13 protein-coding genes are annotated in these 14,723 nt (G+C 70.6%); 7 read left to right on the top strand and 6 right to left on the bottom strand.

All coding sequences use genetic code 11. The features are described 5' to 3' along the window. The 4 genes from ON23_RS20670 to ON23_RS20655 form a co-directional block, all read right to left on the bottom strand. Positions 1 to 556: NTP transferase domain-containing protein (locus tag ON23_RS20670; protein WP_039780175.1), on the bottom strand; the 556-nt coding region annotated here is incomplete at its 3' end. A gap of 105 nt (positions 557 to 661) precedes the next feature. Continuing rightward, positions 662 to 1,399 carry a VOC family protein gene (locus ON23_RS20665; RefSeq protein ID WP_039780174.1) on the bottom strand — a complete coding sequence of 246 codons (738 nt, stop codon included), beginning with the start codon at positions 1,397 to 1,399 and terminating at the stop codon, positions 662 to 664. Between the two features lie 55 nt (positions 1,400 to 1,454). After that, positions 1,455 to 1,754, bottom strand: coding sequence for an MGMT family protein (locus tag ON23_RS20660; RefSeq protein WP_039780172.1), 300 nt, complete (start codon positions 1,752 to 1,754; stop codon positions 1,455 to 1,457). Further along, the gene (locus tag ON23_RS20655; RefSeq protein WP_039780179.1) at positions 1,754 to 2,506 is read right to left on the bottom strand and encodes an alpha/beta fold hydrolase; all 753 of its coding nucleotides are present in this window, start codon (positions 2,504 to 2,506) and stop codon (positions 1,754 to 1,756) included. Before ON23_RS20655 ends, ON23_RS20660 begins: the two co-directional genes overlap by 1 nt. Positions 2,507 to 2,857: 351 nt before the next feature. On the opposite strand from ON23_RS20655, the gene ON23_RS20650 reads away from it, so the two are divergent. Both ON23_RS20650 and ON23_RS20645 read left to right on the top strand, forming a co-directional pair. Then, positions 2,858 to 6,391 (top strand): ATP-dependent helicase, encoded by a 3,534-nt coding sequence (locus tag ON23_RS20650; protein WP_039780178.1) that lies wholly within the window; start codon positions 2,858 to 2,860, stop codon positions 6,389 to 6,391. Then, positions 6,388 to 10,119, top strand: a complete 3,732-nt coding sequence (locus tag ON23_RS20645) for an ATP-dependent helicase (RefSeq protein ID WP_083904114.1) — start codon at positions 6,388 to 6,390, stop codon at positions 10,117 to 10,119. Before ON23_RS20650 ends, ON23_RS20645 begins: the two co-directional genes overlap by 4 nt. 13 nt (positions 10,120 to 10,132) lie before the next feature. On the opposite strand, the gene ON23_RS20640 is transcribed toward ON23_RS20645, so the two are convergent. Beyond that, positions 10,133 to 10,525, bottom strand: a complete 393-nt coding sequence (locus tag ON23_RS20640) for a DoxX family protein (protein WP_039780171.1) — start codon at positions 10,523 to 10,525, stop codon at positions 10,133 to 10,135. 312 nt (positions 10,526 to 10,837) lie between these two features. Here ON23_RS20640 and ON23_RS20635 point away from each other — a divergent pair, with 312 nt between their 5' ends. Both ON23_RS20635 and nudC read left to right on the top strand, forming a co-directional pair. Continuing rightward, the gene (locus ON23_RS20635) at positions 10,838 to 11,896 is read left to right on the top strand and encodes a potassium channel family protein (protein ID WP_039780170.1); all 1,059 of its coding nucleotides are present in this window, start codon (positions 10,838 to 10,840) and stop codon (positions 11,894 to 11,896) included. Positions 11,897 to 11,973: 77 nt separating this feature from the next. After that, entirely contained in the window at positions 11,974 to 12,900 is a 927-nt protein-coding gene (gene nudC, locus ON23_RS20630; RefSeq protein ID WP_039780168.1) for an NAD(+) diphosphatase, read from the top strand. Between the two features lie 22 nt (positions 12,901 to 12,922). Here nudC and ON23_RS20625 read toward each other — a convergent pair whose 3' ends face one another. Then, positions 12,923 to 13,174 carry a mycoredoxin gene (locus ON23_RS20625; protein ID WP_269750196.1) on the bottom strand — a complete coding sequence of 84 codons (252 nt, stop codon included), beginning with the start codon at positions 13,172 to 13,174 and terminating at the stop codon, positions 12,923 to 12,925. 101 nt (positions 13,175 to 13,275) lie between these two features. On the opposite strand from ON23_RS20625, the gene ON23_RS20620 reads away from it, so the two are divergent. Genes ON23_RS20620 through ON23_RS20610 form a run of 3 tightly spaced genes read left to right on the top strand, consistent with a single transcriptional unit; the run spans position 13,276 to position 14,684 of the window. Then, positions 13,276 to 13,713: an SRPBCC family protein gene (locus ON23_RS20620; RefSeq protein WP_039780167.1), complete on the top strand. Its 438-nt coding sequence runs from the start codon at positions 13,276 to 13,278 to the stop codon at positions 13,711 to 13,713. Between the two features lie 21 nt (positions 13,714 to 13,734). Further along, on the top strand, positions 13,735 to 14,217 hold the full coding sequence (locus ON23_RS20615) for an EVE domain-containing protein (protein WP_244969801.1): 483 nt from the start codon (positions 13,735 to 13,737) through the stop codon (positions 14,215 to 14,217). Further along, the gene (locus tag ON23_RS20610; protein ID WP_245556028.1) at positions 14,214 to 14,684 is read left to right on the top strand and encodes a MarR family winged helix-turn-helix transcriptional regulator; all 471 of its coding nucleotides are present in this window, start codon (positions 14,214 to 14,216) and stop codon (positions 14,682 to 14,684) included. The genes ON23_RS20615 and ON23_RS20610 overlap by 4 nt, the downstream gene beginning before the upstream one ends. Positions 14,685 to 14,723 lie beyond the last annotated feature (39 nt).

Below are 14,723 nucleotides of genomic sequence, written 5' to 3'. Positions count from 1 at the left end.
CGCGCACCTGTTCCGGGGTGTCGCAATCGGTGATACCGGGCAGCGTCACCATCAGGGTGTCGACCGGGACCAGCGCCTTCATCGGCTGATTGGTCACCGAATCCAGCTGCCGCAAGGCCGACAGCAGCGCCGTCCGCCGCCACACCCCGACCAGATATTGCGGACGGCCGGATTCATCGGTCGCGAACACCGCATCGGCATCGGAAGTCGTTGCGTGACCGATCAATTCGCCGATCACGGCGGCGGTGAGAAAGGGCAGGTCGGCGGCCAGGACCACGACCAGATCGGCCGGAAAATCACATTCCTCGAGGGCGCGGACCGCGCAGGCGACGGCCGCGACCGGCCCGGCTCCGGCCGGCACCTCCTGCACCTGGCGGATCTCGGGCGCCAGTTCGGGCCGATGCGGGCCGACCACCACCGTGCGCACACAGTCGGCGACCGCGTCCAGTGCCACGGTGAGCATCGCCCGCCCGCCGACCGCGATCGCGGGCTTGTCCACCCCGCCCATCCGGGTCGCCCGCCCACCGGCCAGCACGATCGCGTCGACAGTGGTCACAGCGGCTCACCCGGGAGGTTGATCATGGACCGATGGTAAACCGCCCACATCGGGCGGCGAACGGAACGCGGACGCGCGCGGGCCCGTCGTCCGCGCGCGACCGCGTCAATCGCAGGGCGCACGCAACAACCGGAAGCGGTTCGTCTCCGGATCGGTCAGCATCGCCTGAGCCGGTGGATACACCGCGGCGCCCTCGCAGGGAACGGCGCCCGCCGCCGTGAGCCGGGCGACCTCGTCCGCGGGATCGCCGGTGGAGTAGCTGACGACATCGAGGTGGACGCGATCGCATTCACGCGCCGCGACCTGGGTGCGCAGGAACTCCAGCCACGGACCCTGACCGGTGGCCGAGCGGATGCCGGACATCCGCGATTCGTCGTGGGTCAGCGGCCAGCCCGCGGCCGTCTCCCAGAACCGGGCCAGCCGGGTGGGATGCGGAGTATCGACGACGATCGCCGCGACCGCGCCGGTATCCACATATTCCTCGCGCGGTTCGAGGACGCAGAATTCGTTGCCCTCGGGGTCGGCGAGCACCGTCCAGGGCACCGCGCCCTGGCCGATGTCGATCGGCCGCGCGCCCAGCGCCAGCGCCCGATCCACCTGTACGCGTTGATGATCCAGCGAACGACCGACCACATCGAGATGGATGCGGTTCTTCCCGGACTTGGGTCCGGCCGTCGGCACGAACATCAACGACACATCGGCGGCATCCGGATCGGAAGCAGCCACCTCGACCGCGTGCGGACGGTCCACGGTGATCTGCCAGTCGAGCAACTCCGCCCAGAACCGCGCCACGTTCCGTGGCCTTATCGCATCGAACACCACGCACGCCAGACGGGTGGTCATGCCTCCACGGTAACCGCCGAACGGGAGTAATGGGCGAATTCGGATATCGGCGCCGTCAGCAGTCGAATCGGTGGCGGGCGGCGGCCAGGTCGACGCGGTCGCCGCGGATCGGGCAGCCCTCCTCGGCCAGCCGCCGCAATTGGCGCTGGACCAGATGGCTCGCCGGGGTGCCGTCGGCGCGCAGCACCCGATGCCACGGCAGATCGGCGGAGTCGGTGCGCATGATCCAGCCGACGGTCCGCGGCGTCGACAGTCCGGCCGCCGCCGCGATATCGCCGTAGGTGGCGACCCGGCCGGGCGGGATGGCCGCGACCAGTTCCCGCACCCGCTCGATCTCGGCGTCCGTGGTGGGCATCAGAGCACCGACCGGACGACGGCGGCGGTCTCGGCGGGACGCGCTTGGGCGACCATGTGATCGCAGTCGAATTCGTGCAGCGTGAAATCCGGCAGCGTGGCGAACGCCTCGACGGTCGCGGGGGTGACGAACGGGGATTTACCGGCGCGGACCAGCACGGTCGGAATGTGCGGCGGCGGCAGCACCAGCTCGCGCGCCAGCTGACTCCAGTAGGACGTGACGGCGGGCAGGCTCATCCGCCACGTCACGCGGCCCTCGGGAGTATCGACCAGGTGTTCGGCGAGTTCGGCGTCGAGGAGTTCGGGGTCCACATCGGCCCAGGCCGTCTCGAGTTTGTCGTGGCGCGCCTCGGCGATGTCGGCGTAGTCCGGCCGCGCCAGACCCGCCTCGGCGATGTCGTGAAGCAGGACCGGATCGAGTCCGATCGCGGGATCCAGCAGCACCAGCGCGCGGACCAGATCGGGGCGGTGGCGGGACAGATGGACGGCGACCGCCGCTCCGAACGAATGCGCCACGACGACCGCGGGTTCGGTGAGCAGCGGAACCAGATCGTCGACGATCTGCTCGAAGGTCCACGGCGGCAGCGAACTCGCCCGCCCGTGGCCGCGCAGGTCGGGAGCGACGACGCGCACCTCGGGCAACTGGCCCTCGGCCAGCGCGCTCCACCGCCGCCCGTGCCCGGTCAGGCCGTGCAGGGCGAGGACGAGCGGGCCGTCGGCGGGGCCGAATCGATGAATAGGGGCGTCGGACACCCGATCATTGTGCCGTCGGCGCCGCGGCGGTGCGACCGGTGCGTCGCGTTCGCGAGAATCGGGCACGGGGATTGCCGGGCGCTGGCCGCGCCGGTGAACCGCCGCGGAACGACTGCGGCGGTGGGATTTTCGGCCCGATATTCGCAGCGGCCCCGACGCGATGCCGTGCGGCGCCGCGTACAAGCTCTCTACCAGGCATTATCGACCGCAGGTGGAGATCGGCGCGAATTCGTGAATATCGCCCGGACAGGCGTGGCGCTGATCACAACATGGACACATCGGATGCACGGGGTGCGTTTGCTGTCACGGAATTCGATCCTGTCGGGGGTGTCTGTTGAAATAGCGCGTGTGATGCGATCGGATAGCTCGGTGCGACTGGTGCGCCGCAGTGAGACCGCACCCCGGTTACGCGAATGGGGTGCCGATGTCCGAACGCTGTTTGCGGGTGGGTCGGGCGCGGACCCGGGCTGGCGGCCCTGGCAGGTGCTGGGCGGCCCCGGCACCGGGAAGACCGCGCTGCTCACCGATCTCGCCGCCGATCGCATCGTCGCGGGCGCCGATCCGGAATCGGTGCTGGTACTCACCCATTCCAAACAGGCCGCGCTGCGGGTTCGCAACGCCCTCACCCGGCAGTTGACCGCGCTCGCACCCGAACTCGGCGGAGTGCCGGGCGCCGGGCGCGAGCCGATGGTGCGCACGGTGCACTCCTACGCCTTCGCGATCCTGCGCACGCATGCGGCCGCCCGCGGCAATCCGCCGCCGCGGCTGCTGACCGGCGCCGAACAGGACGTGGTCCTGCGCGAGATGTTGCGCGGCGAACTCGCCGACATGTCGTCCGGCGCCGAGGTGCTGTGGCCACCGCGCCTGCACGCCGCACTCGGCACCAACGGTTTCGCCGAGCAATTGCGCGACCTGATGTTGCGCGCCACCGAGCGCGATCTGGGACCCGAGGATCTGATCGAACTGGGGCGCCTGCACGAACGCGAGGAATGGGAGGCGGCCGGATCGTTCGCGCAGCGCTACGAACAGTCGATGCTGTTGCGCTGGTCGGTCGGCGTCCAAGCCCCCGAGGCCAGCGCCCCCGCCCTGGACGCCGCCGAACTGGTCGGCGCCGCACTGGATGTGCTGATCGAGGACGAGGAACTGCTCGCCGCCGAGCGCGAACGCATCCGCACCCTCCTGGTCGACGACGCCCAGCATGTGGATCCGCTTGCCGCACAACTGATTCGCGCGATCGGGTCCGGCCCGGCGACCACCGTCGTGGCCGGCGACCCGGATCAGGCGGTCTTCAGTTTCCGGGGTGCGGACACCCGTTTCGTCACCGAACCCGACGCCCCGCCCGAACGCCGGATCGTTCTGCACGACGATCATCGCTGCGCGCCGGCGGTTCACGACGCGGTCGCCCGGATCGCCGCCCGCATGCCGGGCCGGACCGAGCACCGCTTCGACGTGCGGACCGGCGGACCCCACCTCCTCGGCGATCCCGCCGTCGACGGGCAGGCGCTGGTGCGGGTTCTCACCACCCCGGCCAAGGAGGCGGCGCTGATCGCCGACCACCTGCGGCGGGCGCATCTCACCGCGGATGTGCCGTGGTCGCGGATGGCGGTCGTCGTGCGCTCGGTGCCGCTGTCGCTGGGGCCGTTGCGCCGCGCGCTCACCGCCGCGGGAGTGCCGGTGTTGCAACCGAAACCGGACACCCCGCTGGCCCGGCGGCGCGGCGCGGCGTGGATGCTGCAGTCGCTGCGCGCCCTGCTCGTGGTCGAACGCGGGCGTCCGGAGCTGTTCTCGGAGGACGATGCGCTCGATCTGCTGCTGGGGCCGCTGGGCGGAGCCGATCAGATCAGTCTGCGACGACTACGCCGTGGCGTTCGGCGCGCGCTGATCGAGCGCGGATATCCCCGGACCGAGTCGAGGGTGAATGGCCCCGACGATGCGGGGCCGGGGTGCGACGGCGAGCCGGAAGCCGAATCATCCACGCGGACAGGCGAACCCGCTCCGAGCCTGTCCGATGATGCCGATCCCGCACCATCGGCGAGCGGACCGGCGCGCGGTTCAGCGACAGCCGAGGAGTCGCCGGAGGCTCTCGCGCCCTATTCCGAACTCGACCGGTCCTCGGCGGTCGTCCTGCGCGATCTCATCACCGGAGTCGGTGATCGCACCCTGCTCGATCGGCTCACCGAGGTCGAGGTGGCGCCGCTGGTGCGGGTACTGCGGGCGGTCGACCGGGCGCGGCGGGCGCTGCGGCGCGGGGCCGGGGTCGAGGACGCGTTGTGGGCGTTGTGGACCGCATCGCGGCTGGAGAAGCGCTGGGTGGCGCAGTCCGAGCGTGGCGGCGCCGGTGCCGTGCAGGCCGATCGCGACCTGGATGCCGCCGTCGGTCTGTTCGATGCCGCTGCCGCCTACGTCGACCGGCTGCCCGGCGCATCCGTCGAGGGGTTCGTCGAATATCTGGAACAGCAGGAGATCAACCAGGATTCGGCGCCGCTGACCGAACCGGGTGACGCGGTGGCGATCGTGAGCGCGCACGCCGCGGCCGGCCGGGAATGGGACGTGGTGGCCGTCGCCGGAGTGCAGGAGGGAATCTGGCCCAACCTGCGTCCGCGCGGGACGCTGCTCGGCATCGAGGAACTGGTCGACCTCATCGGGGGTGTGGCCGATCCGGGTGAGCAGGTCAGCCGGGCCGCGCCGATCCTCGCCGAGGAGCGCCGGCTGCTGCTGCTGGCGTGCAGCCGGGCCCGGCACAGCCTGCTGGTGACGGCGGTGGAATCCGTCACCGGCGACCGTGATCTGGTGCCGTCCCGATTCCTGGCCGAACTCGATCCGGAGGCGGAACCGGGGGAGCCGGGACGTATTCCGCCGCCGGTCGATCCGGGGCGCGCCCTGGTCGCGCAGGCCCTGATCGCCGAATTGCGCGGCGTGGTCTGCGACGACGGCGCCGATCCCGCCCGCCGGGACCGGGCCGCCACCCAATTGGCCCGGCTGGCCGCGGCCGGTGTGCGCGGTGCCCATCCGGACGAGTGGTACGGCATCGCGGACCCGAGTTCGGAACTGGCGCTGTGGGACGACGGTGACGGTCCGGTCGCGTTGTCCCCGTCGACGGTCGAGTTGTTGCAGACCTGTCCGCTGCGCTGGGCTCTGGAACGACACGGCGGCAGCGACGGGGACAATCCGCATGCCGTCAAGGGCAATCTCGTGCACACCCTGGTCCAGGCGCTGGCCGGGCGCGTGACCGAGGAACAGGTGAAGGCGGCGCTGGTCAAGGCATGGAAGGCCGTGGACCCGAGTTCCGGGGAGGACGGCCCGCACAGCTGGCACTCCCGGCTGGAACTGCGCCGCACCGAATCCATGGTCGACACCTTCCTCACCTGGTTGCGCAACACCCGGGCCGAGCTGGCCGAGGTCGGTGTCGAGGTCCCGGTGGACTGCGTGCTGCCGGCCCGCGATCCGGACGAGGTGCCGGTGCGGATCCGCGGCCGCGTCGACCGGGTGGAGCGTGACGCGCTGGGCCGTTTCGTCATCGTCGACGTCAAGACCGGCAAGACCCCGATCTCCAAACAGGCCGCTCAGGATCACGCCCAGCTGGCGACCTACCAGGTGGCCGCCGGGGCGGGCGGGTTCTCCGCGGAGGTGGAGGGCGACCGGATCGAACCGGGCGGCGCCCGGCTCGTCTACGTGGCCAAACCGAGCCGCGACGGGGCCACCGAGCGGTTGCAGACCGCACTCGATTCCGACGGTATCGCCCAGTGGCGCAAGGCGATTCACGATGCTGCGGCCGCCACCCGCGGGCCCGGCTTCCTCGCCGTGCGCAACGACGGCTGCCGGCACTGCCAGGTCGCCGGCAGTTGCCCGGTGCAGGACACCGGCCGTCAGGTGACGGATCGATGACGATCACGCCGGAGCAGTTGGCGCAGGCACTGGGCCTGCCGCCACCCACCGACGAACAGTCCGCCGTCATCGCCGCACCGCTCGGCCCGACCCTCGTGGTGGCCGGTGCGGGCGCGGGCAAGACCGAGACGATGGCCGCGCGGGTGGTCTGGATGGTCGCCAACCGGCTGGTGGCACCGGACGCGGTGCTGGGGCTGACGTTCACCCGAAAAGCAGCGCAGCAGTTGACGACTCGCATTCGCACCCGCCTGGCGCGGCTGGCCGGATCACCGCTGCTGCGCGAGATCGACAGCACCGGGCGGCTGCGCGCGACCCTGGTCGGATCCGAGCCGGAGATCAGCACCTACCACTCCTACGCCGGGCGGCTGCTGTCCGAACACGGTCTGCTGCTGCCCGTGGAGCCCTCGGCCACACTGCTCACCGAAACCCAGCTGTGGCAGCTCGCGCATCGCGTGGTCACCGGCTGGGACGGCGATCTCGACACCGAGCGCACCCCGGTATCGGTCACCGAGGCGGTGCTCGCGCTGTCCGGTCAGCTCGCCGAACATCTGGTGGAACCCGAGCAGTTGGCAGTGGCGCATCGGGAGCTGGAACGGCTGGTGGAGACGCTGCCTCCCGGTCCGCGCCAGCGCGGCGGCCCGAATCAGGAGCTGCGCGGGATCGTCAAAGCGCAGCAGGATCGGGTGGCGCTGCTGCCGCTGGTCGCCCGGCTCGGCGAGGAGTTACGGCGCAGGGGCGCACTGGATTTCGGCTCGCAGATGTCGCTGGCCGCGCGGCTGGCCGCCACGCACGCCGAGGTCGGGGCGGCGGAATGCGAGCGGTTTCGCCTGGTGCTGCTGGACGAATATCAGGACACCGGGCACGCGCAGCGCATTCTGCTCGCGGCACTGTTCGGTGACCGCGGCGCGGTCGGCATCGGCGCCGGGGCGCAGGAGACGGATTTCGCCACCCGCCCGGCGGTGACCGCGGTCGGCGATCCGATGCAGTCCATCTACGGCTGGCGCGGTGCGTCGGCGGCCAACCTGCCCCGCTTCACCACCGATTTCCCGGCCGCCCCGAATGTCGCCGCGCCGGTGTTGCCGCTGCTGACGAGCTGGCGCAATCCGCCGGAGGCGCTGGATCTGGCGAATCTGGTCGCCGAACCGTTGCGCGGCGCCGAGGGCGGGGTCACGGTCGACGCGCTGCGTCCCCGGCCGCAGGCGACGGCCGGAACCGTCGCGCTCGCACTCGCCGAAACCGTTGCCGACGAACGGAAGTGGGTGGCCGAGCGGATCGCGGCGGAATGGGAGCAGTGCGCCGACGCCGGACGGCCACCGCCGACCTCCGCGGTCCTGGTGCGCCGCAACGCCGACGCCGCGCCGCTGGCCGAGGCGTTGCGCGCCCGGGGGCTGCCGGTGGAGATCGTCGGCCTGGGCGGTCTGCTCGCCACCCCGGAAGTGGCCGATATCGTCGCCACCCTGCGGTTGATCGCCGATCCGGCGGCCGGCAGTGCCGCGATGCGCATCCTCACCGGCGCGCGCTGGCGGTTGGGCGTGAGCGATCTGAAGGCGTTGTCGGCGCGGGCGCGGGAGCTGTCGATCGTCGGTACGCCGGGCCGCGCGGAACCGATCACCGACGCCGCGGGGCTGTCGGATGCGCTGCGGGCCGTGGCGCCCGAACCCGCCGAACAGGCCGGTATCGCGGATGCGATCGCCGACCCCGGTCCGGCGCAACGATATTCGGAGCTCGGCTACGCGCGCATCGTCGCACTGGGGCGGGAGCTGGCGGCGCTGCGCGAACGCAGCGGGCAGTCGCTGCCGGAACTGGTCGCCGATGTGGAACGCACGATCGGGGTCGGTGTGGAAACCCAGACCCGCCGCGCGGCCGCCGGAGCCGGTGCGGGGCGCGAACATCTGGACGCCTTCGCCGACGTGGTCGCGGGTTATGCCGGTGACCACCGCGCCACCCTGCCCGGCCTGCTGAGCTTCCTCGCCGCCGCCGAAGAGGTCGAAAACGGTTTGGAGCCGGGCGAGGTCGAGGTGGCGCACGACCGCGTCCAGGTGCTCACCGTGCACGCGGCCAAGGGGCTGGAATGGGAGGTCGTGGCCGTACCGCACGTATCGCGGAGCCTGTTTCCGTCCGGGAACGCCGCCGCGACCTGGCTGGGCGCGCTCGCCGAACTGCCCACCTCGCTGCGTGGCGACCGGCAACGCGACGACGACGGTGACACAACGGATTCCGCGCCCACGCGCGACGGTGTTCCGGTCCTCGATCTCTCCGAGCTGTACGACCGCACGGATCTGGAACGGGCGATCAAACAGCACAAGGAAGCGCTCGCCCGCCGCCGCCTCGACGAGGAACGTCGCCTGTTCTACGTCGCGCTCACCAGAACCGAACGCGCACTGTTCGTTTCGGCCCACCACTGGGCCGAGACCGGTTCCACGCCGAAGGGGCCCTCGGATTTCCTGCTCGAACTGAAACGGTGGACCGAACATCCGGAGTCTCCCGGACACGGCACAGTGCGCGTCGACCTCTGGGCCGACCCTCCGCCCCCCGACGCACCCAATCCCTTCACCGACAATCCCGCCGTGGCCGACTGGCCCCGCGACCCGCTCGGCGTGCGACGGCGGGCGGTCGAAGCGGGCGCGGCCCTGGTCCGCACCGCGCTCGCGCACCTTCCCCCCGAAACTCGGGAGCCTCGCACACAGCCGGCGGACGGCCGGGCCGCTCCCGCCCGGGCCGAGATCCCGCCGGTTCCCTCCCGCCGGGCCCACGACGCCACGAGCGAACTCGAATCTCCGCGCCAGCTGGACCTTTTCGCCGACCTGACGCACGACCCGGCGGCCTCCGGCACCGACGGCACCGCCTCCGGCAACGGAGCCGAGGGTGGCGCGGCCCCCGACCACGATCCGGATCCCGAAGGCTGGGCCGACGATGTGGACGCCCTGCTCACCGAGCATTTCGCGACGGTCGAGGGCATCCACGAAGTGGAGTTGCCCGCGCAGCTGCCCGCCACCGCGCTGGTGGATATGCGGGCCGATCCGGCCAAGCTCGCGGCCCGGCTGCGGCGGCCGCTGCCGTATCCACCGAGCCCACTCGCCCGGCGCGGCACCGCCTTTCACGCGTGGTTGCAGCGCTGGTTCGGCGCGGTCGGGCTGCTCGATTTCGACGAACTGCCCGGCGCCGCCGACAGCGGTGCGGGCGACGCCGACCTGATCCGGTTGCAGGAAGCGTTCCTGGCCTCGCCCTGGGCCGACCGCAATCCCATCGACGTCGAAGTGGGATTCGAGACCAGCATCGGCGGCACGCTCATCCGCGGCCGCATGGACGCGGTGTTCAGCGAACCCGGCGGCCGCTGGCTGGTCGTGGACTGGAAGACCGGCGCGGAACCCGCACGCGCGGAGGAACGCTCGGTCGCGATGCAGCTGGCCGTCTACCGGGTCGCCTGGGCCCGCATGATGGCCGCGCAGACCGGGGAAGCCGAAGAGCTCGTGCTCGACAAGGTCGGCGCCGCCTTCCATTACGTCCGCAGCGGCCGGACGGTCGCGCCCGCCGAACTGCCGGGGCCGGCCGAGCTGGCCGAACTCATCGCCGAGGTCGCTCCCGCCTGGGCGCCGCCCGCCGAGCCGCGGGAAGGGGCCGATCCGGAACTCGCCGGCGACCTTCCGCCCGACGAGGAGTACGGCGACGAGCTGCCGCCCGACCCGGTGTCCGACGCCGATTTCGACCCGGACTACCCGCCCGGATGAAAGTCGTTGCCGCTCAGGCGGCTTCGCGGCTGATGCGCAGGGCCTGGGTGACCATCGGCACCTGCAACGGCAACCGCAGCACAGACACCCACTTGATCGCCTTGGCCGCCTTCGGATTTCGCACCGAATCGGCGGCGAACTGGATGTTGGCCGGGAAGACCGCCAGGAACAACAGCGCCGCCAGCCGGCCGCCGAGCCGCCGGGTGCGCGGAGCCGCCAGGGCGGCCGCCACACCGATTTCGGCCACACCCGACGCATAGGTGTAGGTGCGGGCCCGGCCCGGGAGAGCGGGCGGCACGATCGAATCGAAGGGCTTGGGCGCCACGAAATGCAGGGCCCCGATGCCGAACAGCGCGGTACTCATCAGCACCGCTCGCCGCTGCGAGGTCCGACCGGCGTCACTCATGCTGTGTCCTTTCTTCGCCCCGGCTGCCGCGCTCTCTCCGCCGCGAATGGGGTCGCTCCGTGGTGACGCTACGCTGCCGCATCCGCCCCCGCCCATCCACGCTGTGCTGCTGCCTGCGCTCCTGCCCATCCACGCTGTGCTGTTTTCGGCGTGAGTGGGGTCGCTCCGTGGAAACGCTTCGCTGCCGCCTGCGCTCCTGCCCACTCACGCTGGGGCAGTTCCCACTCGCGTGCCCAGTCCGTGGAGTCGGCATCCGGCCGGTACGCTGCCGATCTGTGGCACAGGTGAGCAACGACATATCCGGGGGATGCCGTGTTCGGTGACAGCTCACGAGGTCTGGGCCGTTTGACGGAACGTCCCGATTACGCGCTGGTCGGCATTCTGCGCATTCCGGAGATCCGGACCAGTCCCTGGGTCTCGCTGACCCGCCGGGTCGCGTTCGCGGTGCTGCTGCTGGTGGCGGCGACATTGGTGGTCTACTTCGGCCGCGCGGGATATCACGACAACCGCGGCGAGGAGCTGACCCTGCTCGACGCCGCCTACTACTCGACGGTCTCGCTGTCGACCACCGGCTACGGCGACATCACCCCGATCACGGAGCAGGCGCGGCTGATCAACACGATCGTCATCACTCCGCTGCGCGTGCTGTTCCTGATCGTCTTGGTCGGTACCACCCTGCAGGTGCTCACCGAGCGGTCACGACAGGCGTTCAAAATTCAGCGATGGAGGCAGAGGGTGCGTAATCACACTGTGGTCGTCGGATACGGCACGAAGGGCCGGACCGCGGTCGACGCGATGCTCGGCGACGGGGTGCAACCGGCCGAGATCGTGGTGGTCGACACCGACGCGACCGTGCTGGAGGCCGCGGCCAACGCCGGGCTGGTGACGGTGCACGGCTCGGCGACGCAGTCGGATGTGCTGCGGCTGGCCGGAGCTCAGCACGCGGCCTCGCTGGTCATCGCCGCGAATCGCGACGACACCGCGGTGCTGGTCACGCTCACCGCGCGGGAACTCAACGCCAAGGCCAAGATCGTCGCCTCGATCCGCGAGGCCGAGAACACCCATCTGCTGCGGCAATCCGGGGCCGATTCGGTCGTGGTCTCCTCGGAGACGGCGGGACGGCTGCTCGGTATCGCGACCACCACTCCCAGCGTCGTCGACATGATCGAGGACCTGCTCACCCCCGAGGCCGGTTTCGCGATCGCCGAGCGGGACGTGGAATCCGACGAGGTCGGCGGCTCGCCCCGGCATCTGCGGGATATCGTGCTCGGCGTGGTCCGGGAGGGGACGCTGATCCGGGTCGACGAGCCGGAGGTTGACGCCCTGGAAACCGGCGACAAACTGCTCTACATCCGCCGCGTGCACAAATAGCCCGGACCGCGGGGTCCGGCAGGGTCGCGCGGACCGCCACCTCCCGGTCGGCGCAACCATCGCGATACTCTCGAAGCGTGTCGGTATTCGAACTGAATGGTCTTCCCCTGCTGTCGCGTTCCGCCCTCGATCGTGCCGAGACATTGCGCTCGGACGAGCAGGCGCTGAAGCAAGGGTGGGCCGAGGCCAAACTGGTGCGGATGAACCGGCGAGGTCAGGTTCGGATCGACGGTGATCAGCTCGTGCTGGAAGCGGCGCTGGACTATGCGTCCGAGCCGGTGCCCGAGGCGGTCCTGCTGGGTGTGGTCGACGGCGCGCACATCTGGGCGGTTCGGGACAACGAGCTCGAGGGCCGGCTGATGGACCTGCGGGTCGTGGGCACCACGCTGCACCTCGACGATGTGATCCTCGGCATCCTGTCCACCGCGCTGGCGCTGCTGAACTGGCACGACCGCGCCGGCTACAGCGCCGTCGACGGCAGCCCGACGACGGTGTCGAATGCCGGCTGGTCGCGCGTCAACGCTTCCGGGCACGAGGAATTCCCGCGCATCGACCCGGCCATCATCTGCCTGGTGCACGACGGCGGCGACCGGGTCCTGCTGGGCCGTCAGCAGAACTGGCCGGAGAAGATGTTCTCGCTGCTGGCCGGTTTCGTGGAGGCGGGGGAGTCGCTGGAACGCTGCGTCGAGCGCGAGGTCCGCGAGGAGGTCGGCGTGGCGGTGCGCGATATCCGCTATCTCGGCAGTCAGCCGTGGCCGCTGCCGCGTTCGCTCATGCTGGGGTTCGCCGCGGTCGCCGATCCCGACGCGCCGCTGGTCTTCTCCGACGGCGAGATCGCCGAGGCCCACTGGTTCACCCGCGACGAGGTGCGCACGGCACTGGCCGCGGGTGCGTGGGGTTCGGTCACCGGCGACACCGGAAATGCCGAGCAGCAGCGGCTTCTGCTGCCGGGCTCCATCTCCATCGCCCGCACCATCGTCGAATCCTGGGCTGCGGCAGGCTGATTCGCCCGCGACTCGCCGGCGGTCAGCCGATCGCGGCGAGCGCGGTCTTCACCTGGGCGAGGCTCGGGTTGGTGGCAGTGGATCCGTCGGAGTACTTGACGGTCGGCACCACGTGGTTGCCGCCGTTCACGCTGCCGACGAATTCGGCCGCTTCGGGGTCCTGTTCGATGTCGACGACGGTGTAGGTGATCCCCGCCTCGTCGAGTTGCTTCTTGAGGCGGCGGCAGTATCCGCACCAGGTCGTCGAGTACATGGTCAGGTCAGTAGCAGTCACGCCTGATTGAACATCGAATGGGTTTTCCGTGTTCCCACGGCTGGTTGTGACCTCTGCGGGAGGGACTTGCCACGCAGATAGTAAGCGCGCATACTAAATGCATGACACAGATCGCCGCAGCTCACGCCGTATCCACCGCCGCGCCCGCCGACTTCTTCGCAGTCTGGGCCGATATGGCCGCCTGGCCGGAATGGAATGCCGACACCGAATGGGTGCGGCTGGACGGCCCCTTCGCCGAGGGCGCCACGGGGACCTTGAAGCCGAAGGGGGGACCGAAGGTCGCGTTCGTGGTCGAGAAGCTGACCGATGAGGAGTTCGTCGACGTCTCGCGGCTGGTCGGCGCTCGGCTGATCTTCGCCCATCGCGTGGTGCGGACGGCCGCGGGCACCGAGGTGACGGTCACCATCTCGATGACCGGCCCGCTGCGCCGGCTGTGGTCGGCGCTGATGGGCGGCGGACTGGCCGATTCCGTCCATCGCGACCTCGCGGCGCTGGTCGAGACGGCCGAGGCGCGCCGCGCCGTTCCGGGTACCCGCTGAATTGTTCTCACGCTGAATCGTTTGCCCACTGAATCATTCCAGGAGGACGTCATGAACAAGTACTGGCTGGCCGTCGTCTCCCGCGATCACGTGCGTCGCGGGGTGGCGCTCGGCATCGTCCAGGCCAATCACGGCAAGCGTGCCGCGGTCGAACGGATGCGGGCGGGCGACGGACTCGTCTACTACTCGCCCAGAACCGATATGCGCGAGGGGGAACCGGTCAAGTCGTTCACCGCGATCGGCACGGTCGACGACCGGCCCGCGTGGCAGGCGGAGGATCCGGGCGGCTGCTTCCGGCCGTGGCGGCGCGCGGTGACCTATCGCCCGGACGCGCACGATGTCGCGATCGATGCCGTGCGCGGTGATCTCGATCTCACCAGCGTCCCCAACTGGGGCATCGTGCTGCGGCGCGGTGTGGTGGAACTGAGCGCGCACGATTTCGCGGTCATCTCGCGGGCCATGCTGGGAGAGAACGCGGGTGAACGCTCGGGGGCGGCCCGGTGAGCGACGAAACCCACGCGCTGCGAACGGAATTCGGTAGTGCCGACGAGAGTCCGGGCCTGTTGTTGTGGCAGGTGACCAACCGGTGGCAGGCGGCGGTGCGCGCGGCACTGGCCCCGTTCGACCTCACCCACGTGCAGTTCGTTCTCCTGGCCGCGCTGACGTGGTTCGGCGGATCGGATGCCGACACCCCGATCACGCAGCGCGATCTTGCCGCCCACGCGGCCACCGACCCGATGATGACCTCCCAGGTACTGCGCGCCCTCGAACAGAAGGGTTTGATCGAGCGGCGCGATCATCCGCACGACCGGCGCGCGAAATCCCTGGTGCCCACGAAAGCCGGTGTGACACTGGTGAATCGCGCGATCGTCGCCGTGGAGGACTGCGACCGGGACTTCTTCGGGCCGTTGCAGGCCCGGACCGCCGACTTCGCCGCATCGCTGCGGACGCTGCGCGACGCGCGCAGTTGAGCGACGGGTGCGCCGGCCGGGGCCGACGCGCGTGCGCAC

This window comes from Nocardia cerradoensis NBRC 101014 (assembly GCF_000308535.1).
Lineage (GTDB): Bacteria > Actinomycetota > Actinomycetes > Mycobacteriales > Mycobacteriaceae > Nocardia > Nocardia cerradoensis.
The sequence above is the reverse complement of the archived record's forward strand: the minus strand, read 5'-3'. Positions and strand labels throughout refer to the sequence as shown.

Excerpts from the sequence above, each read along its gene's own strand:
- ON23_RS20665 (WP_039780174.1), bottom strand. The coding sequence starts at position 1,399 with ATGACCACCCGTCTGGCGTGCGTGGTGTTCGATGCGATAAGGCCACGG.
- ON23_RS20660 (WP_039780172.1), bottom strand. The coding sequence starts at position 1,754 with ATGCCCACCACGGACGCCGAGATCGAGCGGGTGCGGGAACTGGTCGCG.
- ON23_RS20650 (WP_039780178.1), top strand. The coding sequence starts at position 2,858 with ATGCGATCGGATAGCTCGGTGCGACTGGTGCGCCGCAGTGAGACCGCA.
- ON23_RS20645 (WP_083904114.1), top strand. The coding sequence starts at position 6,388 with ATGACGATCACGCCGGAGCAGTTGGCGCAGGCACTGGGCCTGCCGCCA.
- ON23_RS20640 (WP_039780171.1), bottom strand. The coding sequence starts at position 10,525 with ATGAGTGACGCCGGTCGGACCTCGCAGCGGCGAGCGGTGCTGATGAGT.
- ON23_RS20620 (WP_039780167.1), top strand. The coding sequence starts at position 13,276 with ATGACACAGATCGCCGCAGCTCACGCCGTATCCACCGCCGCGCCCGCC.